This is a genomic window from Cellulosimicrobium sp. Marseille-Q8652 (genome assembly GCF_965112045.1).
Genome location: NZ_CBCOPS010000002.1, coordinates 1637616 through 1662862, shown reverse-complemented (window position 1 = coordinate 1662862; position 25247 = coordinate 1637616). Strand labels below are relative to the sequence as shown.

The following is a 25247-nucleotide window of genomic DNA, read 5'->3' as shown; positions in this document are numbered from 1 at the left end:
ATACGACCACCGCGGAGAAACGGGGTGCCCATGCCTCTGTCTGAGTACGAGCAGCGGGTCTTGGAGCAGATGGAGCGCGCCCTCACCACGGACGACCCGCGCCTGGCCAACACGCTGCAGTCGCCACGTCGCCGATCGGCGCTGAGATACGTCCTGGTCGGGGTCGGTGTGGTCGGAGGTCTGCTGCTGCTGGTCCTCGGTGCCGCCACCTCCCAGACCTGGCTGGGCGTCGTGGGCTTCGTGCTCATGTTCGCGGGAGTCGTGCTCGTCTTCCAGGCGCCGCGCGCGGCCAAGGTCGGCCCGGTGGGCACCGTCGACGCCGACGGTCGCGTCCGCCCGGCGAACCCGGCCCCGGCTTCCCGGAAGTCGTTCCTCAGCCGACTCGAAGAGCGCTGGGACCGTCGTCGCGAGCACGGCGGTCGCTGAGCGACCGCTCGACCTCCGCCGCGGAGGTCTCGACGAGCTCCGCCAGCCGGGCCGGCTCCGTCGCCGCACCGTCGCGGGCGTAGCGCTCCGTCTCCAGCGCCGTCACCAGCGCGACGAGGGCCTCCACGCCGGCGTCCGACAGGTCTGAGCCCGAACGGTCCCGCACGACGGCGGCGACCGTCGTCGGCACGTTGCGCGGTGTCGTGGACGCGTGCCACGTGACGCCGAGCCCGTCGAGGCGCGCCGTCAGCTCGACCCAGGCGCGCTCCGCGTCCAGGTCGCCCTCGGGGCGGGTCCGCCGGCGGGCGACGAGCCACAGCGCTCCGGCGGTCAGGGCGACCAGCAGGAACGCGGCGACGACGACGAGCCACGACGCCCCGGACCCGTCCGCCGCCGCGTCGGCGCCACCCGTCCCGCCGCCGACCGTGGGTGCGGGCGTCGCGGGCTCCTCGGGCCCCGGGACGACGCCGGGGGTCAGCGCGTCGCTCGGGTCCGTCAGGCCGGGGACCGTCGAGCTCCCGACGGGAGTCGCCCAGGTCGGTGCCGGCCCCGTCTGCTGGGCGGGCGTCGGTTCGAACCGCACCCAGCCCTGGCCGGGGAAGTAGAGCTCGGGCCAGGCGTGCGAGTCGCGGCCGGTGACCTGGAACGTGGTGTCGTCGGTGCGCTGTCCGGGGAGGAAGCCGACCCCGAGCCGCGCCGGGATGCCCAGCGTGCGCGCCATCATCGTCATCGCCGTGGCGAACTGGACGCAGTACCCCGTGCGCTGCTGCAGGAAGTCCCACACCGCGTCGCCGGAGTCGCCGGGCGGCACCTGCGTCGAGTACGTGAAGGTCGCCGCGTCGCGGAAGTAGGTCTGGAGCGCGAGGGCCTGGTCGTACCGCGTCGGCGAGCCCTGGACGACCTGGGCCGCGAGGTCGCGGATGTCCTGCTCGTGGGACGACGCCGGCACGTCGAGGTAGTTGGGGTCGTCCGGGTCCGCCCCGCCCGCCGAGCGCAGCGTGTCCGCGTCGAGCGCACGGGCGTAGAGGGTCATCTCGTAGCTCGAGCCGGCGCTGGTCGCCCGGGTGCCGAGCACCTCGTCCCGCACGGGGTCGTACGTCCAGTCACCGTCCACGTCGACGGAGCGTGGCTCGGTCGGCACGGGCAGCTTGGTGTCCCGGAGGGACCGGAGCGTGACCGTGACCTCGCTGGGCTCGCCCCGACCGGTGTCCTGCGGCCAGAGGAGCTGGTCCGGGCCCTCGATCGGCGTCCCGTCGCGGTCGGCGCCACGGCGCCAGTTCGTGCCGTCGAAGCCGGTGAGGGTGAAGACCCGCAGAGGTCCCACCTCGTCGCCGTCGGTGCGGTACTCGAGGACGACCTCGTCCGACCGTTCGGCCAGGTCCCGGCGCATGTCGAGGTCGTCGGAGAGCCGGACCGTGTCGCCCGTCGAGGAGAAGAGGCGGTTCCAGGACGACGACGCCACCTCGGGCAGGGTCGCGCTCGCGGCGCCGACGCCGAGCCCGACCGTGGCGACGGCGAGCGCGGTCGCGACGGCCGTCACGACGCGCGAGCCGCCGACGGCGCGCTGTCGTCCCCGGCCCTCGCCGGCTCCGGCGCGGCGGAGCGCGCGGTGCGGGTTGTCCACGGCGAGCAGGAGCACGAGCGCGGTCACGGTGAGGACGAACGCGACGGGGGGTACGTCTCCCACGATGACCAGGCCGGGGATCCAGAGCGCGAGCAGCGGCAGCCCGACCCCGGCGCCGAGGCGCAGCCCGCCGGCCATGAGGTCGGCGACGAGGAACACGACGACGGCGCCGCCGACGGCGAGGAGCTCGATGGGCAGGCTCGGGTCGATCGGGGCGACCTCCGCGAGGGTGAGCTCGCGCCCCGTCTGGACCCGGGAGAGGAGACGTTCGACGTTCGACAGCCCGATGAGGACGGAGAACCGGTCGGTGGGTCCGCCGTAGAGGCCGAGGAGCGCCCACGACCCGACGACGAGGCCGGCGAGCGACGGCAGGAGGGCGGCGGGTGGCGCCAGCGCCTCGCCCTGCACGGACCGGGACCGCTCGAGCGCGTACCGCGAGAGCCCGGTGACGAGGGCGAGGACGGCGAGCGTGCGGACCGCGGTGCGCGTCCAGTCCCCGGGCCCGATGACGGTCCCGAGCGCGTACGTCGACGCCGCGACCGCGACGGCCACGCACAGGGTCGTGGCCAGCACGCGCGCGCCGAGCCCCGCAGGCGCCGTCGAGCGCGGTCGAGAGGTGGCGTGGTCGTTCATCGAGCACCGTCCATGAGCCGCATCCAGGCGTTCTCGAGAGGGGTCCCGGCGTCGACGAGGGCGACGTGCCAGCCGGTCGCGCGCAGCGCGTCCACGGTGTCCTGGGCCTCCGTGCGCTGCGACGACCAGGTCCGCGGCCGCACCACGAAGGCCCAGTGCAGGGCGTCCCCGGCCATCGACGCGACCGTGTGGCGGGCGACGGGGCCCAGCGGGCCGGTCACGGCGACGGTGATCTCGCCGGGGCGTCGTGCCGTGCGCAGGGCCTCGGCGGTGGCGGCCGCGGCCCGGTCGGTGTCGGACAGCCCGTGGTGCCCGTGCAGGTCGACGGTCGCGTCGAGCAGGTCGGCGGGCCCCTCCCCGGACCGGTTGGCGGTGAACCCGGAGGTGTCCACGACGGGTGCCAGCGACGTCGCGACGAAGCGGACCGGGTGGCCCGCGTGCAGGAGGGACACGCCGACGGAGGCCGCGCACTCGACCGACCAGTCGCCGTCGGCGAGCGCGTGCCCCCCGCTGCGCCCGAGGTCCGGGTGCGGCAGGAGCCCGCGGTCGAAGAGCACCGTGACCGGGGGCAGGCTCGCGCTCTCGTCCGAGCGGACCATGAGCTGGCCGTGGCGGGCAGCGCTCGCCCAGTGGACGCGGCGCGGGTCGTCGCCCGTGACGTAGTCGCGCAGCACGGAGTCGTCGCTCGACGAGAGCCGTGCACCGGACGTCGACCGCTCCTGCTCGCCGAAGGCGCGGGTACCGCGGACCGGCAGCTCGACGGTGCGCGGCCACACGGCGACCGACGTGGCCTCGCCCAGCTCCTGCGTCGCGCTCACGAGGCCGAACGTGTCGACCCGCGTGGTGAGGAGGGGACCGAGCGACCAGCGCCCGCGGCGCAGGGGGCGCAGGCGGTACCGCACGGCGATGTGGTCGGCGCGCGTCGCGACCTGGGCGCGCAGCGAGCCCTGGTCGCACAGCTCGTGCGCGGCCTGCTCGCTGATGCGCAGCCGGGCGAGCACTCCCGCCGTCGTCGCCGACCGGCGCGCCGCCGAGACCGTCAGGCGGGCCGTCGTGACCTGGCCGGCCACCGCGGGGTTGGGCTGGACCCGCCGGGCGACGCCCAGGGCGCGCCGCCCGCGGTCGATGCGGCGGGCCGTCATCCAGCACCACGCCGCGCCGACGGCCAGCATCGCGGCCGCACCCAGCCCGACGACGTCGGGCAGGCCCAGCGTCACGCCGGTCGCGACGAGCACGGCTCCCGCGACGAGGAGCGACGTGCCGCGCCGGGTGAGGCGCGCGCGGGCGAGGCTGCGGCCGAACCTGCGCAACCGGGGCAGGGCGGAGAGGCCGCGCACGTCAGCGCCGCTCGGGCTGCCGCTCGGACGGATCGCGCGCCGGGACCGGCGTCTGCGCCAGGAGCGCGGACACCACGGCCTGCGCGTCGAGGCCCGCGAGCCGCGTCTCCGTGGTGATGACGAGGCGGTGGGCGAGGACCGGCACGGCGAGGTACTGGACGTCGTCCGGCAGGACGTGGTCGCGTCCCGACATGGCGGCGAGCGCCTTGGCCGCGCGCAGCAGCTGGAGCGACGCGCGCGGCGACGCGCCGAGCCGCAGGCCGGGGTGCTGGCGGGTCGCCGTCACGAGGTCGAGCACGTAGCGCTTCACCGCGGGAGAGGCGTACACCGAGCGGACGACGCCCGCGAACCGCAGGACGGCGTCCCCGGTCGTCACGGGGCGCAGGTGGGCGAAGGGGTCCTCCGCCTCCTGGCGCTCGAGCATCTGGATCTCGGCGTCGAGGTCGGGGTAGCCGACCGCGAGACGCGCCATGAAGCGGTCGCGCTGCGCCTCGGGGAGCGGGTACGTGCCCTCCATCTCGACCGGGTTCTGCGTCGCGACGACGAGGAACGGGCGGGGCAGCGCGTGGGTCGTGCCGTCGACGGTCGTCTGGCCCTCCTCCATGCACTCCAGGAGGGCCGACTGCGTCTTGGGCGACGCCCGGTTGATCTCGTCCCCGATGACGATGTTGGCGAACACCGGACCGCGACGGAACTCGAACTGGTGGTCGGCCGCGCGGTAGATGTTGACGCCCGTGAGGTCGCTCGGCAGGAGGTCGGGCGTGAACTGGATGCGGCCGACCTGGCAGTCGATCGTGCGCGCGAGCGCCTTCGCGAGGGTGGTCTTGCCGACCCCCGGGACGTCCTCGAGGAGCAGGTGGCCCTGGGCGAGCAGGACGGCGACCGTCACGTTGACGAGGTCGGGCCGGCCGGTGACGACGGACTCGATGCCCGACCGCATGCGGGACGTCGTCTCGACGAGCTCGTCGAGACCGCCCGGCGTCGTGGCCGGGTCGTCGTGCTCGTCGGCTGACGCGACAGGGGCGATGTCGGGGAGCACGGTGACCTCCGTCGTCGGTGGTGGCGCGGCCGCGGAGTGGGAGCCCGCAGGTGGGACGAGCCTAGTTGACGACGACCGCTGCTCCGAGCGGAGGACGGGTGCGGTGCCGCCATCGGCGGCCGGCATGCCCGTCGCGCCGCGTGCGGTCCCGCCGCCACGCCCGTGGGGAGAACTCCCCTCCACGTCGCACCACCGGTCTGACCTGCGGAGATCCTGCGAAGAGGGGTGAATTCCCGCGGTTTCCCCGAGAGCGGTGGAGCGAAGTGGAGTACCGTGGAGGAACTGGGAGCAGGAGGGGAGGTGCCAGGTGCATGTCCGGCTTCGTGGACGACGTGCTCGGCGGTTCCTCGAGCCTGCTTCTCGGGACCTTCACTCCTCGTCTGGACGACAAGGGGAGGCTCATCCTCCCGGCGAAGTTCAGGCCCCGGCTCGCGTCGGGGCTCGTCATGACGCGTGGGCAGGAGCGGTGCCTCTTCCTCCTGCCGATGGACGAGTTCCGGCTCATGTACGACCAGATCCGGCAGGCGCCGGTGACCAGCAAGCAGGCACGGGACTACCTGCGGGTGTTCCTCTCGGGCGCGAGCGACGAGATCCCGGACAAGCAGGGCCGGGTCTCGATCCCCGCTCCCTTGCGGGCGTACGCGGGTCTGGACCGGGACGTCGCGGTGATCGGCGCGGGCACCCGCGTCGAGATCTGGGACGTCACGGCCTGGGAGACCTACCTCGCGGAGCAGGAGTCGGCGTACGCCGACACCGCGGAGGAGGTGTTCCCGGACCTGCGCTTCTAGGACGGGCTCGGGTACCCGTCCGGTGAGGTCTCCTCCCGCCCGGTCTGGCGCACTTCCCCGGCGCCAGAAAGGACGCGGAGGGAGACCTGACCGGACGGTCCCGACCGGCGGGGCGCGGAGCACGACCAGCGGGACCGACGCACGAGACACGACGGAAGGAGGACACGATGAGCACCACGACCGACGACGCGGCCGAGCGCCACGTCCCCGTCCTCCTCGAGCGCTGCGTCGACCTGCTCGCGCCGGCGCTCCGGGAGCCCGGCGCGGTGCTCGTCGACTGCACGCTCGGCATGGGCGGGCACACGGAGGCCGTGCTCGACCAGCTCCCCGCGGCGCACGTCGTGGGCATCGACCGCGACCCGGAGGCGATCGCCCGGGCCTCGCGGCGGCTCGCACGGTTCGGCGACCGGTTCCGCGCCGTGCACGCGGTGTACGACGAGATCGGCGACGTGGTGTCCGACGTCGTGGGCGCGCCCGTGCAGGGGGTGCTCATGGACCTCGGCGTCTCCTCGCTGCAGATCGACGAGAGCGAGCGGGGCTTCTCCTACGCGCAGGACGCGCCGCTGGACATGCGCATGGACCCGACGACCGGCCCCACCGCCGCCGACGTGCTCAACACGTACGACGAGCGCGAGCTGACGCGCATCCTGCGCGAGTACGGCGAGGAGCGGTTCGCGCAGCGCGTGGCACGCGCGATCGTGCGTCGTCGTGAGCAGTCCCCGTGGACGCGCAGCGGCGAGCTCGTGGACCTGGTCCGGGCCTCGATCCCTGCCGCGACGCGGACCACGGGCGGGAACCCGGCGAAGCGCACGTTCCAGGCGCTGCGCATCGAGGTGAACGGCGAGCTCGAGGTCCTCGCGCGCGCGGTCCCCGCAGCCGTCGACGCCCTCGCCGTGGGCGGGCGGATCGTCGTCGAGTCCTACCACTCGCTGGAGGACCGCATCGTCAAGCGCGAGCTCGTGGCGGGGTCGACGGTCGACGTCCCGCCCGGGCTCCCCGTCGTCCCCGACGAGGCCCAGCCCTACCTGCGCCTCCTCACCCGCGGCGCCGAGGAGGCCCCGCCCGACGAGCGCGAGACCAACCCGCGCTCCGCGTCCGTGCGGCTGCGCGCCGCCGAGCGCACCCGTCCCACACCCGACCACCGCCGCCCGCGCACGGGCACGCACCGACCGGACCGACCGGGGGAGAGGAACCGATGAGCGCACTGAGGTCCACCGCGACCGCCCGCCCGCTCCCGCGCACCACGCGCCCGCAGGCCCGGCCTGCCGGGCCCGACCTGAGGGCGCTGCCGGGCGGGGCGACCGAGCGCGGCGCGCGCTCCCGGCTCGAGCTCGTCCGCGCGCCGCTGCAGGCGCGCTCGCGGGTCCCGTTCCTCGTCCTGTGCATGTCGCTCCTGGGCCTGGCGCTCCTGTGTGCTCTCCTGGTGAACACGACGATGGCGCAGAACTCCTACGAGATGTCGGAGCTGCGGCGGGAGGTGGGTCAGGTGCGCCAGGACACACAGCGGTTGCAGGCCGAGGTCTGGGACGCGAAGGCGGCGCTCCCCGAGAGCGCTCGTGCGCTCGGCATGGTGGAGGCCCCGAGCCCGAGCATGGTCCGGCTGTCCGACGGCGCGGTGCTCGGCGTCGCGGAGGAGGGGGCCGGGCAGTGACGACGGGCGCGGGAGGGCGCGACCGCGCCGCGCGCTCCGGCACGCCCGCGGCGCGCTCGACCACGTCCCGCTCGACCACGTCCCGCTCGACCACGTCCCGTTCGACGACCGCACGGACGTCGGCCGCGCGCGCGACCGCCGCCGGGTCGTCGGCCACCCGGTCGGCGACCGCTCGGGCGTCGGCGCCGCGGTCGACGACGGCCCGACCCTCCGCCGGGTCGCCGTCCACGCAGCGCGTGACGACCGCGAGGACCGCGGCCGGCCCCGCGCGGGTGCCGCGGTCGGGCGGGTCCGGACCGCGCCGTCCGGCACGCCCGACGCGCCAGCCGGGGCGCCCGGAGAACAGGCAGCGCTGGCTCATGGGGGTCGCGACGCTCGTCGTGCTGCTCTTCGTCGGCCAGCTCGTCAACGTGCAGGTGATCAAGGGGCCCGCGCTCGCCGCCGCGGCGCGCGACGACCGGCTGCGCAGCACGACGATGCTCGCCCACCGCGGGGACGTCACCGACGCGGACGGCGTCGTGCTCGCCACGTCGGTCGACCGGTACACGATCGGCGCGGACCGCACCGCGATCCGGTCGTTCACCCCGGGGAGCAGGAAGCTCGCCGACGGCACCGCGCTCACCGAGGGCGGCGCCGTCGGGGTCGCGAAGCTGCTCGCCCCCGCCCTCGGCGAGTCCGCGCCCGAGCTCGCGGCCCGTCTGAACGGCGAGGGCTACGTCGTCCTCGCGAAGGAGGTCACGCCGGAGGTCCAGCGCGAGATCGCGGAGCTGCGCCTGTCGGCCTTCATCCGCGCCGACGCGACGAGCGAGCGGTCCTACCCGGCGGGGACGGTCGCCGGGAACCTCGTCGGCTTCGTCGACGCCGAGCAGGTCGGCCAGGGCGGGGTCGAGGCCGCCTACGACGACGTCCTCGCCGGGACCCCCGGGTCGAGCTCGTGCGAGGCCGGCCTCGGCGGGCAGCTCATCCCGACGGGGGAGTGCGAGACCGACCCGGCGGTGCCGGGGGAGAACCTGCGCCTGACGATCGAGCACGACGTGCAGTGGAAGGCGCAGGACGCCGTGGACCGCGCGGTCCGCGAGTCGGGGGCCGACTTCGGCATCGCCGTCGTGCAGGACGTCCGCACGAGCGAGCTCCTCGCGCTCGCGGACTCGGGCACCGTCAACCCGAACGACCGACGGACCGACGCCGTGGCGCGGCCCAGCCGGGCGGTGTCCAACATCTTCGACCCCGGGTCGACGGGCAAGGTCGTCACGATGGCGGCGGCGCTCGAGGGCGGGTACGCGGACGCGGCGACGCAGTTCGAGGTGCCCTACACGTACACGACGCCCAACGGCCAGACGTTCAAGGACTCGCACGAGCACGGGGTCGAGCGGCTCACGCTCGCCGGGGTGCTCGCGGAGTCGTCGAACACGGGCACGGTGCAGGTGGGCGAGCGCATCCCCAAGCAGGTGCGCTACGACTACCTGCACAAGTTCGGCTTCGGTCAGGCGACGGGCCTGGGTCTGCCGGGCGAGTCCGCCGGCATCCTGCACCCGGCCGACGCGTGGGACGGCCGCACGGAGTACGCCGTGCTGTTCGGCCAGAGCGTCTCGGTCAACGCGGTGCAGGCGACGAACGTGTTCTCCACCGTCGCGAACGGAGGCCTGCGGGGGACGCCGCGGCTCGTGGCGGGCACGACCTCCACCGACGGGACCTTCACGCCCGCCGAGACCGCGGCTCCGACGCGCGTGGTGTCGCAGGAGACCGCCGACACGGTCCTGCAGATGATGGAGACCGTGGTGGAGGACGGCACGGGGTCCGCGGCCGCGGTCCCGGGCTACCGCGTCGCGGGCAAGACGGGGACGGCCGAGGCGGCCGGGGCGGACGGGCAGCTCTCGGGCATCATGGCGTCCTTCATCGGCGTCGCCCCGGCGGACGACCCCCGGTACACGGTCGCGGTGTTCCTCAAGAACCCGCGCACGTCCATCTACGGCGGGGTGGTCGCGGCGCCCGTGTTCTCGCAGATCATGGGCTTCACCCTCGAGCACCAGGGCGTCGGGCCGAGCACCGAGCCGTACGTGCCGCTGCCGACCTCGTGGTGAGCCCCCGTGGGGAACGTCACGGGGGTCGTGCGCCCCGCCGTGAAGGTCCCGTGAAGCGCGGCCGGGGGCCGTCCGCGAGGCCGGGAGTCGCACCCCGGCACGGTAGGTTCTACACGTGACATCCCCGATCGACCGCATTCGTCCTGCCGTGTCCGCGCACCGCACCGTGGGGGACGCGGCCGTCCGGTTCGGGCTCGCGGTCCGCGCCGGTGCCGGGGGCCCCGACGACGCCGCCGCGGTCGAGATCTGGTCGGTCGCCTCGGACGACCGGACGGTCGCGGACGGCGACCTCTTCGTCGCGCTGCCCGGTGCCCGCGCCCACGGTGCGGGGTTCGCCGCCGCCGCCGTCGAGCGTGGCGCGCGCGCCGTCCTCACCGACGAGCAGGGCGCGCTCCTCCTCGCGGACGCCGTGACCGGCGTCCCCGTCCTCGTGGCCGACGACCCGCGGTCGATGCTCGGCCCGCTCGCCGCGTGGGTCTACGGCAACCCGGCGGACCGGCTGACGACGTTCGGCGTCACGGGGACGAACGGCAAGACGACGACGACGTACCTCCTCGACCACGCGCTGCGCGCGCTCGGCTGGAAGGGCGGGCTCATCGGCACGGTCGAGATGCGCTCGGGGGACCGGGTCCTGCCGAGCCGGTTGACCACCCCTGAGGCGGCGGACCTGCAGGCCCTCCTCGCGGCGATGCGCGAGGACGAGGTGAGCACGCTCGCGATGGAGGTCTCCTCGCACGCGCTCGCGCTGCACCGGGTCGACGGGCTCGTGTTCGACGTGGTCGGCTTCACGAACCTCAGCCAGGACCACCTGGACTTCCACGGCGACCTCCAGGAGTACTTCGAGGCCAAGTCGCTGCTCTTCACGCCCGAGCACGCGCGCCGCGGGGTCGTCGTCGTGGACGACGCGTGGGGCGAGCGGATGGTCGACGCCGCGCGCGTGCCCGTCGCGACGCTCCGCGTGGCGAGCGCCGGGTCCGACGGCGCCCCGGCCGACTGGACCGTCGCGGACGTCGAGGCGGGTGCCGCCGGCGGCACGTCGTTCACGCTGCGCCACCGCGACGGCCGCTCCGTCCGCACCGCGACCACGCTGCCCGGCAGCTTCAACGTGGCGAACGCCGCGCTCGCGCTCGCCATGGTCCTCGAGGCGGGCTCCGACGCGCGCGACGTGGAGGAGGCGCTCGCCGCCGCGGGCGGACTGGCACCTGCCGTGCCGGGCCGCATGGAGCTGGTCTCGACCCCGCCGCACGAGCCGCGCGTGGTCGTCGACTTCGCGCACAACCCCGACGCCCTCGGGCTCGCGCTCGCCGCGCTGCGGCCCACGACCCCCGGGCGCCTCGTCGTCGTGTTCGGCGCGACGGGCGACCGCGACCGCGGCAAGCGACCGACCATGGGGACGGTGGCGGTCGACGGCGCCGACGTCGTCGTCGTGACCGACGACGACCCGCACGGCGAGGACCCAGCCGCGATCCGTGCCGAGGTCCTCCCCGCGGCGCTGGCGGCTCGCGACGCCCTGCTCGCCGCTCCGGAGCCGCGGGACGTCCTCGTGCGGGAGGTCGCGCCGCGGGCGCGCGCCATCCGCGAGGCGGTCGCCGCCGCGGGACCCCAGGACACGGTGCTCGTCGCCGGCCGCGGCCACGAGGTGTGGCAGGAGATCGCGGGCGTCGACCACCCGCTCGACGACCGCGTCGAGGCCCGCGCGGCGCTCGTGGCGCGGGGCGCGCCGCCGGAGCACCACCCCTCGCCCTCCTCCGGTCCGGCGGACGCCGGACCACCCGAGACGACGCACGACCCGAAGGAGCACCACGCATGATCGAGCTCACTGCGGCCGAGGTGGCCGCAGCGACCGGGGGACGCCTGTCCGCCGCCCCCGACGTGCGGGTGGCCGGCCCGGTCGTCGTCGACTCCCGCAAGGTCGTGCCGGGCGCGCTGTTCGTCGCGCTCCCCGGCGAGCACGTCGACGGCCACGACTTCGCGGCGCGCGCGGTCGCGGACGGTGCGGCCCTCGTGCTCGCCGCGCGGCAGCTGGACGAGCCGTGCGTCGTCGTCGACGACGTGCAGGCGGCGCTCGGCGAGCTCGCGCGGCACGTCCTCGCGACGCTGCGCGAGCGAGGCGACGTGCGGGTGGTCGGCGTGACCGGGTCCGTGGGCAAGACGACGACCAAGGACCTGCTCGGCCAGCTCCTGCGCGCCGAGGGGCCGACGGTCGTCCCGCAGGGGTCGTTCAACAACGAGATCGGCCTGCCGCTGACCGTGCTCGAGGCGGACGCGACGACGCGCTTCCTCGTCCTCGAGATGGGCGCGAGCGGGGTCGGGCACCTCACGTACCTCACGCGCATCGCGCCGCCCGACGTCTCGGTCGTCCTCACCGTGGGCAGCGCGCACCTGGGCGAGTTCGGCGGGATCGAGGCCGTCGCGCGGGCCAAGTCGGAGATCGTCACGGGGCTCGCGCCGGGCGGGACCGCGGTGCTCAACGCGGACGACCTGCGCGTCGCCGCGATGGCGGGCGTGGCGCCCGGCGAGGTCGTGACGTTCGGGACCATCCCGTCGGCCGACGTGCGTGCCGAGGACCTGCGCATCGACCGCACGGGCCGCGCCTCGTTCACGCTCCGGACCCGCACGCCGGCCGACGGCACGCCCGCCGTGGCCGCGGTGACGCTGGGCCTCGTCGGCGAGCACCACGTGGCGAACGCCCTGGCGGCGGCGACCGCCGCGCTGCGTCTCGGGGTCGCGCCACCCGACGTCGCGGCCCGGCTCTCCGACGCGAGCGCCCTGAGCCCGCACCGCATGCAGGTGACCGAGCGCCCCGACGGCGTGACGGTCATCGACGACTCGTACAACGCGAACCCGGACTCGATGCGGGCCGCGCTCAAGGCCCTCGCGGTCGTCGCGGGGCGGGACCGGCGCTCGGTCGCCGTGCTGGGCGAGATGCTCGAGCTCGGCGACGACGCGCGCGTCGCGCACGACGACATCGGCCGTCTCGTGGTGCGATTGAACATCAAGCTGCTCGTCGTGGTCGGCGAGGGTGCCGGCGGCATCCACGACGGCGCGACCCAGGAGGGCTCATGGGGTGACGAGACACGCTTCGTGCCCGACGTCGCGGCGGCCGCCGCGCTGCTGCGCGAGGAGCTCCGGGAGGGTGACGTCGTGCTCGTGAAGGCCTCCAACGGGTCCGGGCTGTGGCGCCTCGGCGACGAGCTCGCCGCCGGCGACGCGTCCGGCGCGCCCGCCGGCTCCGGCGAGCCGCAGGGTGGTCGCGCATGATCGCCGTCCTCGTCGCGGCGGGCGTGTCGCTGCTCGTCGCGCTGTTCGGGACGCCGCTGTTCATCCGCTTCCTCGTGCACCGCAACTACGGGCAGTTCGTCCGCCAGGACGGCCCGACGGCGCACTTCACGAAGCGTGGGACGCCCACGATGGGCGGCGTCGTCATCATCGGCGCGACGCTGGTCGGCTGGGCGATGTCGTACGTCGTGTCGGGCCGTTTCCCGAGCGTGTCCGCCCTCCTCGTCCTGTTCCTCATGACGGGGCTCGGACTCGTCGGGTTCCTCGACGACTTCACGAAGATCAAGAAGCAGCGCAGCCTCGGGCTCACCGCGCGCGCGAAGATCGTGGGCCAGGGCGCCGTCGGCATCACGTTCGCGGTGCTCGCCCTCCAGTTCCCCAACGAGAACGGCCGGACCCCCGCGTCCACGCGCATCTCGTTCCTGCGCGACACGAACCTCGACCTCGCGTTCGCCGGGGTGACGGTCGGGCTGATCCTCTTCGTCATCTGGGCCAACTTCCTCATCACGGCGTGGTCCAACGCCGTGAACCTCACGGACGGCCTGGACGGGCTCGCGACGGGCGTGTCGCTCATCGTGTTCGGCGCGTACATCCTCGTGAGCATCTGGCAGCTCAACCAGACGTGCCAGCGGATCGTCTCGGCGGGACCACGCTGCTACGAGGTGCGCGACCCGCAGGACCTCGCGATCATCGCGGCCGCCATCATGGGCGCGTGCTTCGGCTTCCTGTGGTGGAACGCGAGCCCGGCCAAGATCTTCATGGGCGACACCGGCTCGCTCGCGCTCGGCGGGGCGCTCGCCGGGCTCTCGATCCTCTCGCGGACCGAGATCCTCGCCGCGATCATCGGCGGGCTCTTCGTCATCATCGTCATGTCGGACATCATCCAGATCGGGTTCTTCAAGATGACCCGGCGGCGCGTGTTCAAGATGGCGCCGCTGCACCACCACTTCGAGCTGTCCGGGTGGGGCGAGGTCACGATCGTCATCCGGTTCTGGCTCATCGCCGGACTGTTCGCCGCGCTCGGCATGGGGATCTTCTACGCGGAGTGGGTGGTCGGCTAGTGGTGCGCGACCGCCACGACCTCGCCGTGCCGCTCGCCGAGGCCCGGGTCGTGGTCGCAGGGCTCGGGGTGTCCGGGCGCGCGGCGGCCGCGGCGCTGCGTCCCCGGGCGGCGTCGGTCGTCACGCTCGACGACCGCGCCGACGACGCCGACGCGCGCACGCCCGACGCCGTGGACCTCGCCGCGACCGACCTCGTGGTCGCCTCGCCCGGCTGGGCGCCCAGCCACCCGTTCCTCGCGGCGGCCGCCGCCCGGGGCGTGCCGGTCTGGAGCGAGGTCGAGCTCGCGTGGCGGCTGCGCGTGGACGGTCCCGCGGGGCTGCCCGCGCCCTGGCTCGCCGTGACGGGCACCAACGGCAAGACCACGACGGTCGAGATGCTCGAGACGATCCTGCGCACGGCGGGTCGGCGAGCGGCCGCCGTCGGGAACGTCGGGACGCCGGTCGTCGAGGCGGCGCTCGACCCGACCCTCGAGGTGCTCGCCGTCGAGCTGTCGAGCTTCCAGCTGCACTTCACCCACACGACGTCGCCCGAGGCGGGCGCGGTGCTCAACGTCGCGCCCGACCACCTCGACTGGCACGGGGGGATCGACGCCTACGCGGCCGACAAGGGACGGGTCTACGAGGACGCGCAGGTCGCGTGCGTCTACAACGTCGCCGACCCGCGCACCGAGGCGCTCGTCGTCGAGGCCGACGTCGTCGAGGGGGCGCGCGCGGTGGGGTTCACGCTGGGCGCGCCCGCGCGCGGACAGCTCGGCGTGGTCGAGGGGGTGCTCGTCGACCGGGCGTTCCACGCGCCGGCCGACGCGCGCGACCGCCACACGTACGCCGCGGAGCTCGCGACGCTCGAGGACCTCGCGCACCTCGCGGGCGCCGACGGGCAGGTGCCGGCGCACGTCGTCGCGAACGCGCTCGCGGCGGCGGCGCTCGCGCGCGCGCACGGCGTGCCGGCGGTGGCGGTGCGCGACGGCCTGCGCGCCTTCCGGACGGGCGCGCACCGGATCCAGCAGGTCGCGACGGTCGACGGCGTCGCGTACGTCGACGACTCGAAGGCCACCAACGCGCACGCCGCGTCCGCGTCCCTCGCCGCGTTCGCCGCCGGCACGGTCGTCTGGGTCGCGGGGGGCCTCGCGAAGGGTGCCTCGTTCGACGACCTCGTCGCCTCCCGCGCGGACCGGCTGCGCGCCGTCGTGCTCATCGGGGCCGACGACGCGCCCTTCGCCTCCGCCCTCGACCGACACGCGCCCGATATCCCCGTCGTGCGCGTGGATCCTGGCGACACTGGGACCGTGATGACCCGCGCCGTCGACTCCGCCCGCCGTCTCGCCGTCCCCGGCGACACGGTGCTGCTCGCGCCGGCGGGTGCGTCGATGGACCAGTTCCGGTCGTACGCCGCGCGCGGCGACGCGTTCGCCGCCGCAGCCCGCGCCCTCGCGCCCGAGCACGGGTAGCCCATGACGCAGACCGCGAGCGGCCGCACCTCGACGTCGCGCACGGGCAAGGACGCGCGGCGCTCCCCGGGCGCGTCCCGGTCCGCCGCCCCCCGACCGGCGCGGCCGGCCCCGGCCGCCGAGCGGCAGTGGCTCGGCCAGTGGAACAGCACGGTGACGAGCTACTACCTGCTGGTGGGCGCGACCACCCTCCTGACGATCATCGGGCTCGTCATGGTCTTCTCGAGCTCGGCCGTCACGGAGATCGCGGAGGGCCGCTCGCCGTTCACCGCGCTGCTGAGCCAGGGCCAGTTCGTCCTCATCGGGCTCCCGGTGCTGCTCGTGGCGGCCCGCCTCCCCGTGCGCTGGTACAAGGCGCTCGCGTGGCCCGCGCTCGCGGCCTCCCTCGGGCTGCTCGTCGCCGTCCTATTCGTCGGGTCGAGCCGGGGCGGGAACACGGGCTGGATCGCGCTCGGCGCGTTCTCGTTCCAGCCGTCGGAGATCGCCAAGCTCGCGCTCGCGCTGTGGCTCGGCGTGGTGCTCGGCCGCAAGCAGCACCTGCTCGGCCGCTGGCGCCACGTCATCGTGCCCGCGGTGCCCGGCGCGCTCGTCGTCGTGGGGCTCGTGCTGGGCGGCCACGACCTCGGGACGGCGCTCGTCATCATGCTGCTCGTCGCGGGTGCCTTCTTCGTCTCCGGCGCGAGCACTCGCCTGCTGGGCCTGGGCGCCGCGGCCGCCGCGTTCGTGGTGGGGTACGCGTTCATCCTCCAGCAGGACGGCGGCGACCGGCTCGGACGCATCATGGCCACCTACGGCGAGTGCGTCGACACGCTGGGCGAGTGCTACCAGCCGACGCACGGGCTGTGGGCGCTCGGCACGGGCGGCCTCACGGGGGTCGGGCTCGGAGCGAGCCGGGAGAAGTGGAACTATCTCCCGGAAGCCCACAACGACTACATCTTCGCCGTGATCGGCGAGGAGCTCGGGCTGCTCGGGACGCTCCTGGTCCTCGGCCTGTTCGTGGTGCTCGGCCTCGCGATGAGCCGGATCGTGCGGCGCCATCCCGACCCGTTCGTCAAGATCACGACCGCCGCGATCGCGTGCTGGATCGTGGGCCAGGCGTTCATCAACATCGGCGTGGTCATCGGGCTCCTGCCCGTGATCGGCGTCCCGCTGCCCCTCGTCTCTGCGGGCGGCACGGCGCTCATCATGACGATGGCGGCTCTCGGCGTCGTCATCTCCTTCGCGCGCACCGAGCCCGGCGCCGCGGAGGCGCTCGCCGCGCGGGGGAGCGTCGTCCGCCGCTCGCTCGCGGTCGTCGGCCGGGCCGCCAGGCCACGCCGCCGCACCACCTGAGCGCGCGGCTCGGGCCCGGACGCACCGGGCACGAGCACCACCGGACCAACGGACGACGCGGCACCCGCCGCGCAAGGAAGGACGACGAGGTACGTGACGACGATCGGATCTGTGGTGCTCGCCGGGGGCGGGACGGCGGGGCACGTCAACCCTCTGCTCGCGGTGGCGGACGAGCTGCGGGCGCGTGAGCCCGGGCTCGTGGTGACGGCGCTCGGCGTCGCCGGCGGGCTGGAGGACGACCTCGTCCCGGCGCGCGGCTACCCCTTGCGGCACGTGCCGCGCGTCCCGCTGCCGCGTCGCCCGAGCGCCGAGTGGATGAACCTCCCGGGCCGGTTCAAGGCGGCGGTCGACGCCGCGGGCGCGGCCATCGACGAGTCCGGGGCGCGGGTCGTCGTGGGGTTCGGCGGCTACGTCTCCACGCCCGCCTACGTCGCGGCGCACCGTCGCGGGATCCCGATCGTCGTGCACGAGCAGAATGCGCGGCCCGGTCTCGCGAACCGGGCCGGCGCGCGCTGGGCGTCCCGCGTCGGGGTGACGTTCGAGGGCACGCCGCTCAAGGGCGGTGTCGTCACGGGCCTGCCGCTGCGCCGCGAGATCGCGGACCTCGTCGCCGCGCGCACGACGGACGCGGCCGGGGTGCGGGCACGCGCCGCCGCGACCCTGGGGCTGGACCCGACCGCGCCCACGCTCGTGGTCACCGGCGGGTCGCTCGGCGCGCAGAGCCTCAACGAGGCGGTGTCGGGCGCGGCGGGCGAGCTGCTCGGCGCGGGCGCCCAGGTGCTGCACCTCACGGGCAAGGGCAAGGACGGCCCCGTCCGGGACGCCGTCGCCGGCGTGGCCGTCGGCGGCGCGCGCTACGACGTGCGCGAGTACCTCGCCGAGATGCAGCTCGCGCTCGCGGTGGCGGACCTCGTGGTCTGCCGTGCCGGAGCGGGCACCGTGGGCGAGCTCGCGGCGCTCGGGGTCCCGGCCGTCTACGTGCCGCTCCCGATCGGCAACGGCGAGCAGCGGCTCAACGCGGCACCCCTCGTCGCCGCCGGCGGCGGCCTGCTCGTCGACGACGACGCCCTCGACGCCACGTGGGTGGCCCGGAACGTTCCCGGACTCCTCGGCGACCCGGTCCGTCTCGCGGCCATGGCGCGCGCGGCCGCGGCCGCGGGCGTGCGCGACGGCGCCGCGCGCGTCGCGGACCTCGTGGCCGAGGCCGTGGCCGAGGGGTCGCGACCGTGAGCGCGGACGCGCCCGGCGTGGAGCGCCTGGAGGACCTCGGGACCGTCCACCTCGTGGGGGTCGGCGGCGCCGGCATGTCGGTCGTGGCCCGGCTGCTCGCGGCGCACGGCGTCGCGGTGCAGGGCTCCGACGCGCGCGAGAGCGAGGTGCTGGCCGCGCTCCGGCACGACGGGCTGCGCGTGTGGGCCGGGCACGACGCCGCGCACGTCGCGGGAGCCGACACCGTCGTGGTGTCGAGCGCGGTGCGCGAGAGCAACCCCGAGCTCGCCGCCGCCCGTGCGGCGGGACTGCGGGTGCTGCACCGGTCCCAGGCCCTCGCGGCGCTCATGGCGGAGGGGCGTGCGGTCGCGGTCGCCGGCGCCCACGGCAAGACCACGACCTCCGCGATGATCGCGACCGTCCTGCGCGGCGCGGGCGTCGACCCGTCCTTCGCGATCGGGGGGACGGTGCTCACCGCGGCGGGTCCCGTCCCGGGCGGGCACCTCGGCGCCGGCGACGTCGTCGTGGCGGAGGCGGACGAGTCGGACGGGTCGTTCCTCAACTACGCGCCCCAGGTCGCCGTCGTGACGAACGTCGAGCCCGACCACCTGGACCACTACGGCTCGCGCGCGGCCTTCGAGCAGGCGTTCGTCGACTTCGCCGCCCGCATCCTGCCCGGCGGGACGCTCGTGGCGTGCGCCGACGACGCCGGATCCCTCGAGCTCGCCCGTGCGCACGCCGCGGGCGGGGGAACGGTCGTCACCTACGGCACCGGCCCGGACGCCGACCTGCGCGTGCGCGACGTGCGCCCGGTCGCCGCGAAGGGTGCCGGCGGGGGAGTGCGCGCGACGCTCGACGGGAGCGTCGCGGGCCGCGCGGTCGACGGTCTCGACCTCGTCCTGCGCGTCCCCGGTCACCACAACGCGCTCAACGCGACGGCCGCCGTCGCGACCGCGGTCCTCCTGGGTGTCGACTCCGCCGTCGCGGCGTCGTCGGCGCACGACTTCCTCGGCACCGGACGACGGTTCGAGGCGCGCGGCGAGGCGGGCGGCGTGCGCGTCGTCGACGACTACGCGCACCACCCGACCGAGATCGCGGCGCTGCTCGCCGCGGCGCGTCCCGTGGCGGGCGACGGCCGCGTCGTCGTGCTCTTCCAGCCGCACCTCTACTCCAGGACGCGGGCCTTCGCGCGCGAGTTCGCGGACGCGCTCGGTGCCGCGGACGTCGTCGTCGTCACCGGCGTCTACGCGGCGCGCGAGGACCCCGACCCGGCCGTCGGTGCGCGCACGATCGTCGACCTCGTGCGCCCGGGCGTGGCGACTGCGGTCGAGGGGCGGGTCGACGCGGCCCACCGCGTCGCCGACCTCGCACGCCCCGGCGACCTCCTCCTCACGGTCGGAGCGGGCGACGTGACCGAGCTCGGTGCCGTCGTCCTCGAACGCCTCGCCGCACGGGACGCGGAGACCGACGGCTGATGCGCCCGCCCCCTCGCCCCCGACCGGCCGCGCCGCGGCCGGACCGACCGCGCGCCGCGACGCCCGCACCGCGGGACGACGCCGCGTCGGACGCCGCGCGCGGGCGGTCCGGTGCGCGCGCTCGGGGCGAGGTGCGCGACGCGCCGCGCGGGGCCTCGGCGCGCCCGGCCGCACGTCCGTCCGCGCCCACGCGCGACGTCCCGACCGTGCCCGTGCCGCGACCCGGCGCGGAGCTGGTCCGGGCGACGGCCACGCCGCCCCGGTCCGCGGGCGGTCCCTCGACGGCCACCGGCTCACGGGCGGGGACGGACCGCGCGCGGGGACCGGCGACCGCGCCCGTGGGCGTCGTCTCGCACGGCATGGCCGAGCGGCTCGCGGAGCGCGACGCCATGCGTCGGCACCGCATCCTGCGGCGCGTGCTGTGGTGGACGGTCGGCGTGCTGACCGCGGCCGCGCTCGGCTGGGTCGCGTTCTTCTCGCCGGTGCTCGGTCTCGACCCGCAGGACGTGACGATCAGCGGCGAGGGCACCGTGATCGACCCCGCGCAGGTCTCCGACGTGGTGGCCGGGTCGCAGGGCGTCCCGCTGCCCCGGCTCGACACGGTCGCGCTGCGCGAGCGCGTGCTCGCGCTCAACGGGGTCCGGGACGTCGAGATCCGGCGCACGTGGCCCAACGGGCTCGACGTCCGGCTGGAGTCCCGCGAGCCGGTCGTCGCGGTGCCCCTCGACGCGGGCTACGCGCTGCTCGACGCCGACGGCGTCCAGGTGCGCACGGAACCGGCGGTCCCGGAGGGGCTCCCCGAGGTCGACGTCCCGCTCGACGACACGGGCCGGCGCGCGCTCGAGTCGGCGCTCGTGCTCGTCAACGCGCTCCCGCCCGAGCTGCACGCGCAGGTCGCGGAGGTCTCGGCGACGACGCGCGACGCCGTCGTCATGCGGCTGCGCGACGGCGTCACGGTCGAGTGGGGCAGCTCGGAGGACGCGGCGCTCAAGGTCCGCGTCCTCCAGACCCTGCGCGCCGTCCCCGAGAACGCCGCGGTGACCGTCTACGACGTCTCGGCGCCGACGCTGCCGGTCACGCGATGAGCCGCCCGGACGTCGTCCGCCGGCACACGACCTCGAAGGATCCCCGACACGCGCAGGCGGGTCGTTGATGAAGGGTTTGTCGGCCCCTACCGTCGACACATGGCACCACCTGACATAACTCTAACCCTCTAGTTGAGGGTGAAGGTTCAGGGCTGACAGATCGAGAGGCATCGACGTGGCAACTCCGCAGAACTACCTGGCAGTGATCAAGGTGGTCGGCATCGGCGGCGGTGGCGTGAACGCCGTCAACCGGATGATCGAGGTCGGCCTCAAGGGCGTCGAGTTCATCGCCATCAACACCGACGCGCAGGCCCTGCTGATGTCGGACGCCGACGTCAAGCTCGACGTCGGCCGTGAGCTCACGCGCGGGCTCGGCGCCGGCGCCGACCCCGAGGTCGGCAAGAAGGCCGCCGAGGACCACGCCGAGGAGATCGAGGACGTCCTGCGCGGCGCCGACATGGTCTTCGTCACGGCGGGCGAGGGCGGCGGCACCGGTACGGGCGGCGCGCCCGTCGTGGCACGCATCGCCCGCTCGCTCGGCGCGCTGACCGTCGGCGTCGTGACGCGTCCCTTCACGTTCGAGGGCCGCCGGCGCTCCGTCCAGGCGGACCAGGGCATCGAGAACCTGCGCAACGAGGTCGACACCCTCATCGTCATCCCGAACGACCGGCTGCTGTCGATGTCCGACCGCAACGTCAGCGCCCTGCAGGCCTTCCACCAGGCCGACCAGGTGCTGCTCTCGGGTGTCCAGGGCATCACCGACCTCATCACCACGCCGGGACTCATCAACCTCGACTTCGCCGACGTGAAGTCGGTGATGCAGGGGGCCGGCAGCGCGCTCATGGGCATCGGCTCGGCGCGCGGCGAGGACCGCGCCGTCCAGGCGGCCGAGCTCGCGATCTCCTCGCCCCTGCTGGAGGCGAGCATCGACGGCGCGCACGGCGTGCTGCTGTCCATCCAGGGCGGTTCCGACCTCGGCCTCTTCGAGATCAACGAGGCCGCGCGCCTCGTCCACGAGGCCGCGCACACCGAGGCGAACATCATCTTCGGTGCCGTGATCGACGACGCGCTCGGGGACGAGGTGCGCGTCACGGTCATCGCGGCCGGGTTCGACGGCGGTGCGCCCCAGGTCCGCGGCGACGGTCGCGGCCTGGGCCAGGTGGCCGGGTCCACCGCGCGACCGGCGACGAGCGCGATCCCGGCGGTCCCCGGCGCTCGCCAGGTGCCTGCGGTGCCGGCACCGACGAGCGGTGCGCACACGCTGCCGCGCCCGGTCGTGCCCATCGCCACCGAGGGTGACGACGTGCCCGTGACCCTCGACGGCGGCAGCGGTCCGGTGCCGGTGCAGCCCGCCACCCCGGCGTTCACCGTCGTCGGGTCGGACCAGGCCGCCAACCACAACGCGGATCCCGCGGCGGGGCGCCAGAACCCGTCCGTCGACGTGCCCCCGCGCATCTACGACGAGGAGCCGGCGCGTCGCAAGGTCGAGGAGCTCGACGTGCCCGACTTCCTCAAGTGACGGCCGACCGGCTCCCCGTGCTCGAGGTCGACCTCGGGCCGGGGGTCCGGGCGGGCTTCACGACCCGGGCCGGGGGCGTGTCCCCGGCCCCGTGGGACAGCCTGAACCTCGGTCTGGGCGTGCACGACGACGCGGCCCGGGTACGGGCGAACCGGCGCCGCGCGGCGGCCTGGCTCGGGCGTCCCGCGCGCTTCTCGACGCAGGTGCACGGGACCGCCGTCGCGGTGCTCGACCGGGAAGCGGCGGCGGACGGCCCGGCCGAGCCCGCCGGCGGCGTCGACTCCGTCGGCGACGCGGACGCCCTCGTCGCGACGCGCACGGCCGCCGTCGGGCTGGGCGTGCTCGTCGCCGACTGCGTGCCCGTCCTGCTCGCCGACCCCGTGGCCGGCGTCGTCGCGACGGCCCACGCCGGGCGGCGGGGTCTCGCGGAGGGCGTGGTGCCGGCCGTGCTCCGCGCGATGGTCGCCGCCGGGGCCGACCTGGGCAGGGTGCGGGCCGCCGTCGGGCCGGCCGTCTGCGGGTCGTGCTACGAGGTGCCGTCCACGATGCGCGACGAGGTCGCGGGCACCCGGCCGGAGACGTGGTCCACCACCTCGTGGGGGACGCCGGCGCTGGACCTGCCCGCCGGCGTCGCGGCCGAGCTCGGGTCCGCCGGGCTCGCGTCGGTCGAGCGCTCGCACGCGTGCACCGTCGAGGACGACCGCTGGTTCTCCCACCGTCGGGCGACGCGATCGGGGACGACGACGGGCAGGTTCGCCGGCCTCGTGGCGCTCGTCCCCGGCTGAGCGCCGCCGACGGCACGGACCGCGTGACGCCCGGCCCGCGCGAGGTCGACGCGTCCCGGGCGTGTCGCGCCGGGCCGCCGCCACGTGCTCGGTTAGCGTGGGTGCACCGGCCGGGCGGCCGGTGTCCGACGGTACGAGTTGAGGACGGAGCAAGGCCCATGGCGGGAGCGCTGCGCAAGACCATGCTGTATCTGGGCCTCGCGGATGATCGCGGCGAGGACGAGCGGGACGAGTACGTCGAGGAGTACGACGAGACGGGGGCGGACGTGCCACAGGACTACCAGGCCCAGGTGACGCCGTTGCACCGCTCGCTCGGCCCGCGGGAGGTGCCGCAGACCAGCATGTCTGCCGCAGAGCTGCGCCGGATCACCACCGTGCACCCGCGCTCGTACAACGACGCGCGCGTGATCGGGGAGGCGTTCCGCGGCGGGACGCCGGTCATCATGAACCTCTCGGACATGGACGACGCGGACGCCAAGCGCCTCGTCGACTTCTCCGCGGGCCTGATCTTCGGGCTGCACGGGGCGATCGAGCGCGTCACGAACAAGGTGTTCCTGCTCTCCCCGGAGCACGTCGAGATCACGGGCGAGGAGCAGGCCGCGCCGCCGCCGGACGCGCGCGCAGGCTTCTACAACCAGAGCTGACCCGGCGCGGCGAAGGGTCGCGCGGGCCGGAACCGGCGCGACGTCTGGCACAGTTGTCCCCGTGATCGTGGACCTCGTGACCGGAATCCTCGGGTTCGTCCTGTGGCTGTACCTCATCCTGCTCATCGGACGCCTGATCTTCGACTGGGTGCAGGTGTTCGCGCGCGAGTGGCGGCCCAAGGGGGTCGTGCTCGTGCTCGCCGAGGTGATCTACACCGCGACGGACCCTCCGCTGCGCCTCCTGCGTCGTCTGATCCCCCCGCTCACGCTCGGGCAGATCCGGCTCGACCTCGGCTTCGTCGTGCTGTTCCTCGCCGTGACGATCGCGCTCCAGGTCGTCCAGAGCATCTGAGACGCGCATCACCCGATCCGCCCGCCGCAACGCCCTCCGGGCGTTGCCGTACGTCCGGTTCGCCCCTGCTCGTGCCGTTCGCGCGGCACGCGCCCGGGGCCGTGCTCCGGGCTCCGGACGGCAAACTCCGCTACGTTGGATCCTGGCGATCGCGAGGTCGCCCGGACCGAGACGCTAACGCTGATGAGGTGAACCGATGGCACTGCTCACTGCAGAGGACATCCTGAACAAGAAGTTCGCGGCGACGAAGTTCCGCGAGGGGTACGACGTCGAAGAGGTCGACGACTTCTTGGACGAGGTGGTGAGGACGCTCAACTCCGTGCAGGAGGAGAACGAGGACCTCAAGTCCAAGCTCGCCGCCGCGGAGCGTCGTGTCGCCGAGCTGAGCAGGGCCGACGCGTCCTCCGCAGCAGCGACCCCGGTGCCCGTCGAGGCGCCGAAGCCGGCGCCGGAGCCCGAGCCGGCTCCCGCCCCCATCTCGCAGGCCGTCGTCACGAAGAACGCGGCCGAGCCCGAGTCGGCGACCGGGATGCTCCAGCTGGCCCAGAAGCTGCACGACGACTACGTGCGCTCCGGGCAGGAGGAGGGCGACCGGCTCATCGCCGAGGCGAAGGAGGAGGGCTCGCGCATCGTGCGCGAGGCCGAGGAGACCTCGCACCGCACGCTCTCGCAGCTCGAGCAGGAGCGCTCGCTCCTCGAGCGCAAGATCGACGAGCTCCGTCTCTTCGAGCGTGACTACCGCACGCGCCTCAAGAGCTACCTGCAGAACCTGCTCGGGGACCTGGACAACCGGGGCAGCGCGCTCCCGCCGCGCAGCAACGTCGGCGGGTCCGGTCGCGCGAGCGACCTCGCGTCCGGCATCTAGCCCCAGCGTCGACCGTCCGGCAGCGGCCGGTACGCACGCGCACCTGTGGTCCCTCCGCGGAGGGACGGCGTGGTGTGTTGTGCGTACCGGCCGCTGCGTCTACTCTCGCGTGACTCGATCCAGGAGGGGCAGATGACCAAGCTCAGCACCGCGGCCAGGTCGGCCGTGCGCGAACAGTTCCCGAACCTCGCGAAGGACGTCAAGACCTTCCCCGTGCGCGACGGCGAGGAGCCGTGGACCCTGCGCGAGGTCGAGGAGCTGGCCTCGGAGCTCCTGTCGGAGAAGGAGCGCCTGGAGGGCGAGCTGGCCCAGGCCGACGAGGCGCTGTCGAACCTCCTGCGGGACTCGGGTGACGGCGCGGGCGACGACCAGGCGGACTCGGGGTCGAGCGCGCTCGAGAGGGAGCAGGAGCTCACCCTCGTCAACAACGTCCGCGACCTCCTCGCCCAGACGACGCACGCCCTCGACCGGATCGCGGCGGGAACCTACGCGACGTGCGAGGCGAGCGGCCTGCCCATCGGCAAGGCGCGTCTCCAGGCGTTCCCGCGGGCCAACCTGTCGGTCGAGGCGAAGCAGCGCGAAGAGCGCCGCTGACCCGGTCGGCAGGGCCGGGG

The 25247-nt window shown here is 74.9% G+C and carries 22 protein-coding genes; 19 read left to right on the top strand and 3 right to left on the bottom strand.

Going from position 1 to position 25247, the window contains the following annotated elements:
* The first annotated feature begins 30 nt into the window (after positions 1-30).
* Complete coding sequence (locus ACWPWV_RS17440; protein ID WP_454044167.1) at positions 31-426, top strand: DUF3040 domain-containing protein; 396 nt, start codon at positions 31-33, stop codon at positions 424-426.
* Here ACWPWV_RS17440 and ACWPWV_RS17435 read toward each other — a convergent pair.
* The 3 genes from ACWPWV_RS17435 to ACWPWV_RS17425 are packed head-to-tail and all read right to left on the bottom strand — an operon-like array spanning position 374 to position 4960.
* Entirely contained in the window at positions 374-2683 is a 2310-nt protein-coding gene (locus ACWPWV_RS17435) for a transglutaminase family protein (protein WP_454044166.1), read from the bottom strand. The two genes, ACWPWV_RS17440 and ACWPWV_RS17435, sit on opposite strands and share 53 nt — an antisense overlap.
* On the bottom strand, positions 2680-4020 hold the full coding sequence (locus tag ACWPWV_RS17430; RefSeq protein ID WP_454044165.1) for a DUF58 domain-containing protein: 1341 nt from the start codon (positions 4018-4020) through the stop codon (positions 2680-2682). The genes ACWPWV_RS17435 and ACWPWV_RS17430 overlap by 4 nt, the downstream gene beginning before the upstream one ends.
* Before the next feature lies 1 nt (position 4021).
* Entirely contained in the window at positions 4022-4960 is a 939-nt protein-coding gene (locus ACWPWV_RS17425; RefSeq protein ID WP_454044583.1) for an AAA family ATPase, read from the bottom strand.
* A gap of 452 nt (positions 4961-5412) precedes the next feature.
* Between ACWPWV_RS17425 and mraZ the strand changes: the two genes are divergently transcribed.
* The 18 genes from mraZ (at position 5413) to ACWPWV_RS17335 (ending at position 25227) form a co-directional block, all read left to right on the top strand.
* On the top strand, positions 5413-5847 hold the full coding sequence (gene mraZ / locus ACWPWV_RS17420) for a division/cell wall cluster transcriptional repressor MraZ (RefSeq protein ID WP_454044582.1): 435 nt from the start codon (positions 5413-5415) through the stop codon (positions 5845-5847).
* A 167-nt stretch (positions 5848-6014) separates the two neighbouring features.
* Positions 6015-7046: a 16S rRNA (cytosine(1402)-N(4))-methyltransferase RsmH gene (rsmH, locus tag ACWPWV_RS17415; RefSeq protein ID WP_454044164.1), complete on the top strand. Its 1032-nt coding sequence runs from the start codon at positions 6015-6017 to the stop codon at positions 7044-7046.
* Positions 7043-7498 carry a hypothetical protein gene (locus ACWPWV_RS17410; protein ID WP_454044163.1) on the top strand — a complete coding sequence of 152 codons (456 nt, stop codon included), beginning with the start codon at positions 7043-7045 and terminating at the stop codon, positions 7496-7498. The genes rsmH and ACWPWV_RS17410 overlap by 4 nt, the downstream gene beginning before the upstream one ends.
* 236 nt (positions 7499-7734) lie before the next feature.
* On the top strand, positions 7735-9579 hold the full coding sequence (locus ACWPWV_RS17405; RefSeq protein ID WP_454044162.1) for a peptidoglycan D,D-transpeptidase FtsI family protein: 1845 nt from the start codon (positions 7735-7737) through the stop codon (positions 9577-9579).
* A gap of 115 nt (positions 9580-9694) precedes the next feature.
* Positions 9695-11389 (top strand): UDP-N-acetylmuramoyl-L-alanyl-D-glutamate--2,6-diaminopimelate ligase, encoded by a 1695-nt coding sequence (locus tag ACWPWV_RS17400; RefSeq protein ID WP_454044161.1) that lies wholly within the window; start codon positions 9695-9697, stop codon positions 11387-11389.
* Positions 11386-12840: a UDP-N-acetylmuramoyl-tripeptide--D-alanyl-D-alanine ligase gene (locus tag ACWPWV_RS17395; RefSeq protein WP_454044160.1), complete on the top strand. Its 1455-nt coding sequence runs from the start codon at positions 11386-11388 to the stop codon at positions 12838-12840. The genes ACWPWV_RS17400 and ACWPWV_RS17395 overlap by 4 nt, the downstream gene beginning before the upstream one ends.
* On the top strand, positions 12837-13919 hold the full coding sequence (mraY, locus tag ACWPWV_RS17390; RefSeq protein ID WP_435735669.1) for a phospho-N-acetylmuramoyl-pentapeptide-transferase: 1083 nt from the start codon (positions 12837-12839) through the stop codon (positions 13917-13919). The genes ACWPWV_RS17395 and mraY overlap by 4 nt, the downstream gene beginning before the upstream one ends.
* A gap of 2 nt (positions 13920-13921) precedes the next feature.
* Entirely contained in the window at positions 13922-15367 is a 1446-nt protein-coding gene (murD, locus tag ACWPWV_RS17385) for a UDP-N-acetylmuramoyl-L-alanine--D-glutamate ligase (RefSeq protein WP_454044159.1), read from the top strand.
* Positions 15368-15370: 3 nt separating this feature from the next.
* Positions 15371-16699, top strand: a complete 1329-nt coding sequence (gene ftsW / locus ACWPWV_RS17380) for a putative lipid II flippase FtsW (protein ID WP_454044158.1) — start codon at positions 15371-15373, stop codon at positions 16697-16699.
* A 93-nt stretch (positions 16700-16792) separates the two neighbouring features.
* Positions 16793-17929 carry an undecaprenyldiphospho-muramoylpentapeptide beta-N-acetylglucosaminyltransferase gene (gene murG, locus ACWPWV_RS17375; RefSeq protein ID WP_454044157.1) on the top strand — a complete coding sequence of 379 codons (1137 nt, stop codon included), beginning with the start codon at positions 16793-16795 and terminating at the stop codon, positions 17927-17929.
* Positions 17926-19383 (top strand): UDP-N-acetylmuramate--L-alanine ligase, encoded by a 1458-nt coding sequence (gene murC / locus ACWPWV_RS17370; protein WP_454044156.1) that lies wholly within the window; start codon positions 17926-17928, stop codon positions 19381-19383. Before murG ends, murC begins: the two co-directional genes overlap by 4 nt.
* 206 nt (positions 19384-19589) lie before the next feature.
* Complete coding sequence (locus tag ACWPWV_RS17365; RefSeq protein ID WP_454044155.1) at positions 19590-20468, top strand: cell division protein FtsQ/DivIB; 879 nt, start codon at positions 19590-19592, stop codon at positions 20466-20468.
* Positions 20469-20643: 175 nt separating this feature from the next.
* Entirely contained in the window at positions 20644-21987 is a 1344-nt protein-coding gene (gene ftsZ, locus ACWPWV_RS17360) for a cell division protein FtsZ (protein WP_454044154.1), read from the top strand.
* Positions 21984-22772, top strand: coding sequence for a polyphenol oxidase family protein (locus ACWPWV_RS17355; RefSeq protein ID WP_454044153.1), 789 nt, complete (start codon positions 21984-21986; stop codon positions 22770-22772). The genes ftsZ and ACWPWV_RS17355 overlap by 4 nt, the downstream gene beginning before the upstream one ends.
* A gap of 158 nt (positions 22773-22930) precedes the next feature.
* Positions 22931-23416 carry a cell division protein SepF gene (locus ACWPWV_RS17350; RefSeq protein WP_454044152.1) on the top strand — a complete coding sequence of 162 codons (486 nt, stop codon included), beginning with the start codon at positions 22931-22933 and terminating at the stop codon, positions 23414-23416.
* Positions 23417-23483: 67 nt separating this feature from the next.
* Positions 23484-23768: a YggT family protein gene (locus tag ACWPWV_RS17345; protein WP_454044581.1), complete on the top strand. Its 285-nt coding sequence runs from the start codon at positions 23484-23486 to the stop codon at positions 23766-23768.
* Positions 23769-23964: 196 nt separating this feature from the next.
* On the top strand, positions 23965-24633 hold the full coding sequence (locus tag ACWPWV_RS17340; RefSeq protein ID WP_454044151.1) for a DivIVA domain-containing protein: 669 nt from the start codon (positions 23965-23967) through the stop codon (positions 24631-24633).
* A 132-nt stretch (positions 24634-24765) separates the two neighbouring features.
* Positions 24766-25227 carry a TraR/DksA family transcriptional regulator gene (locus ACWPWV_RS17335; protein WP_454044150.1) on the top strand — a complete coding sequence of 154 codons (462 nt, stop codon included), beginning with the start codon at positions 24766-24768 and terminating at the stop codon, positions 25225-25227.
* Positions 25228-25247: the final 20 nt, after the last annotated feature.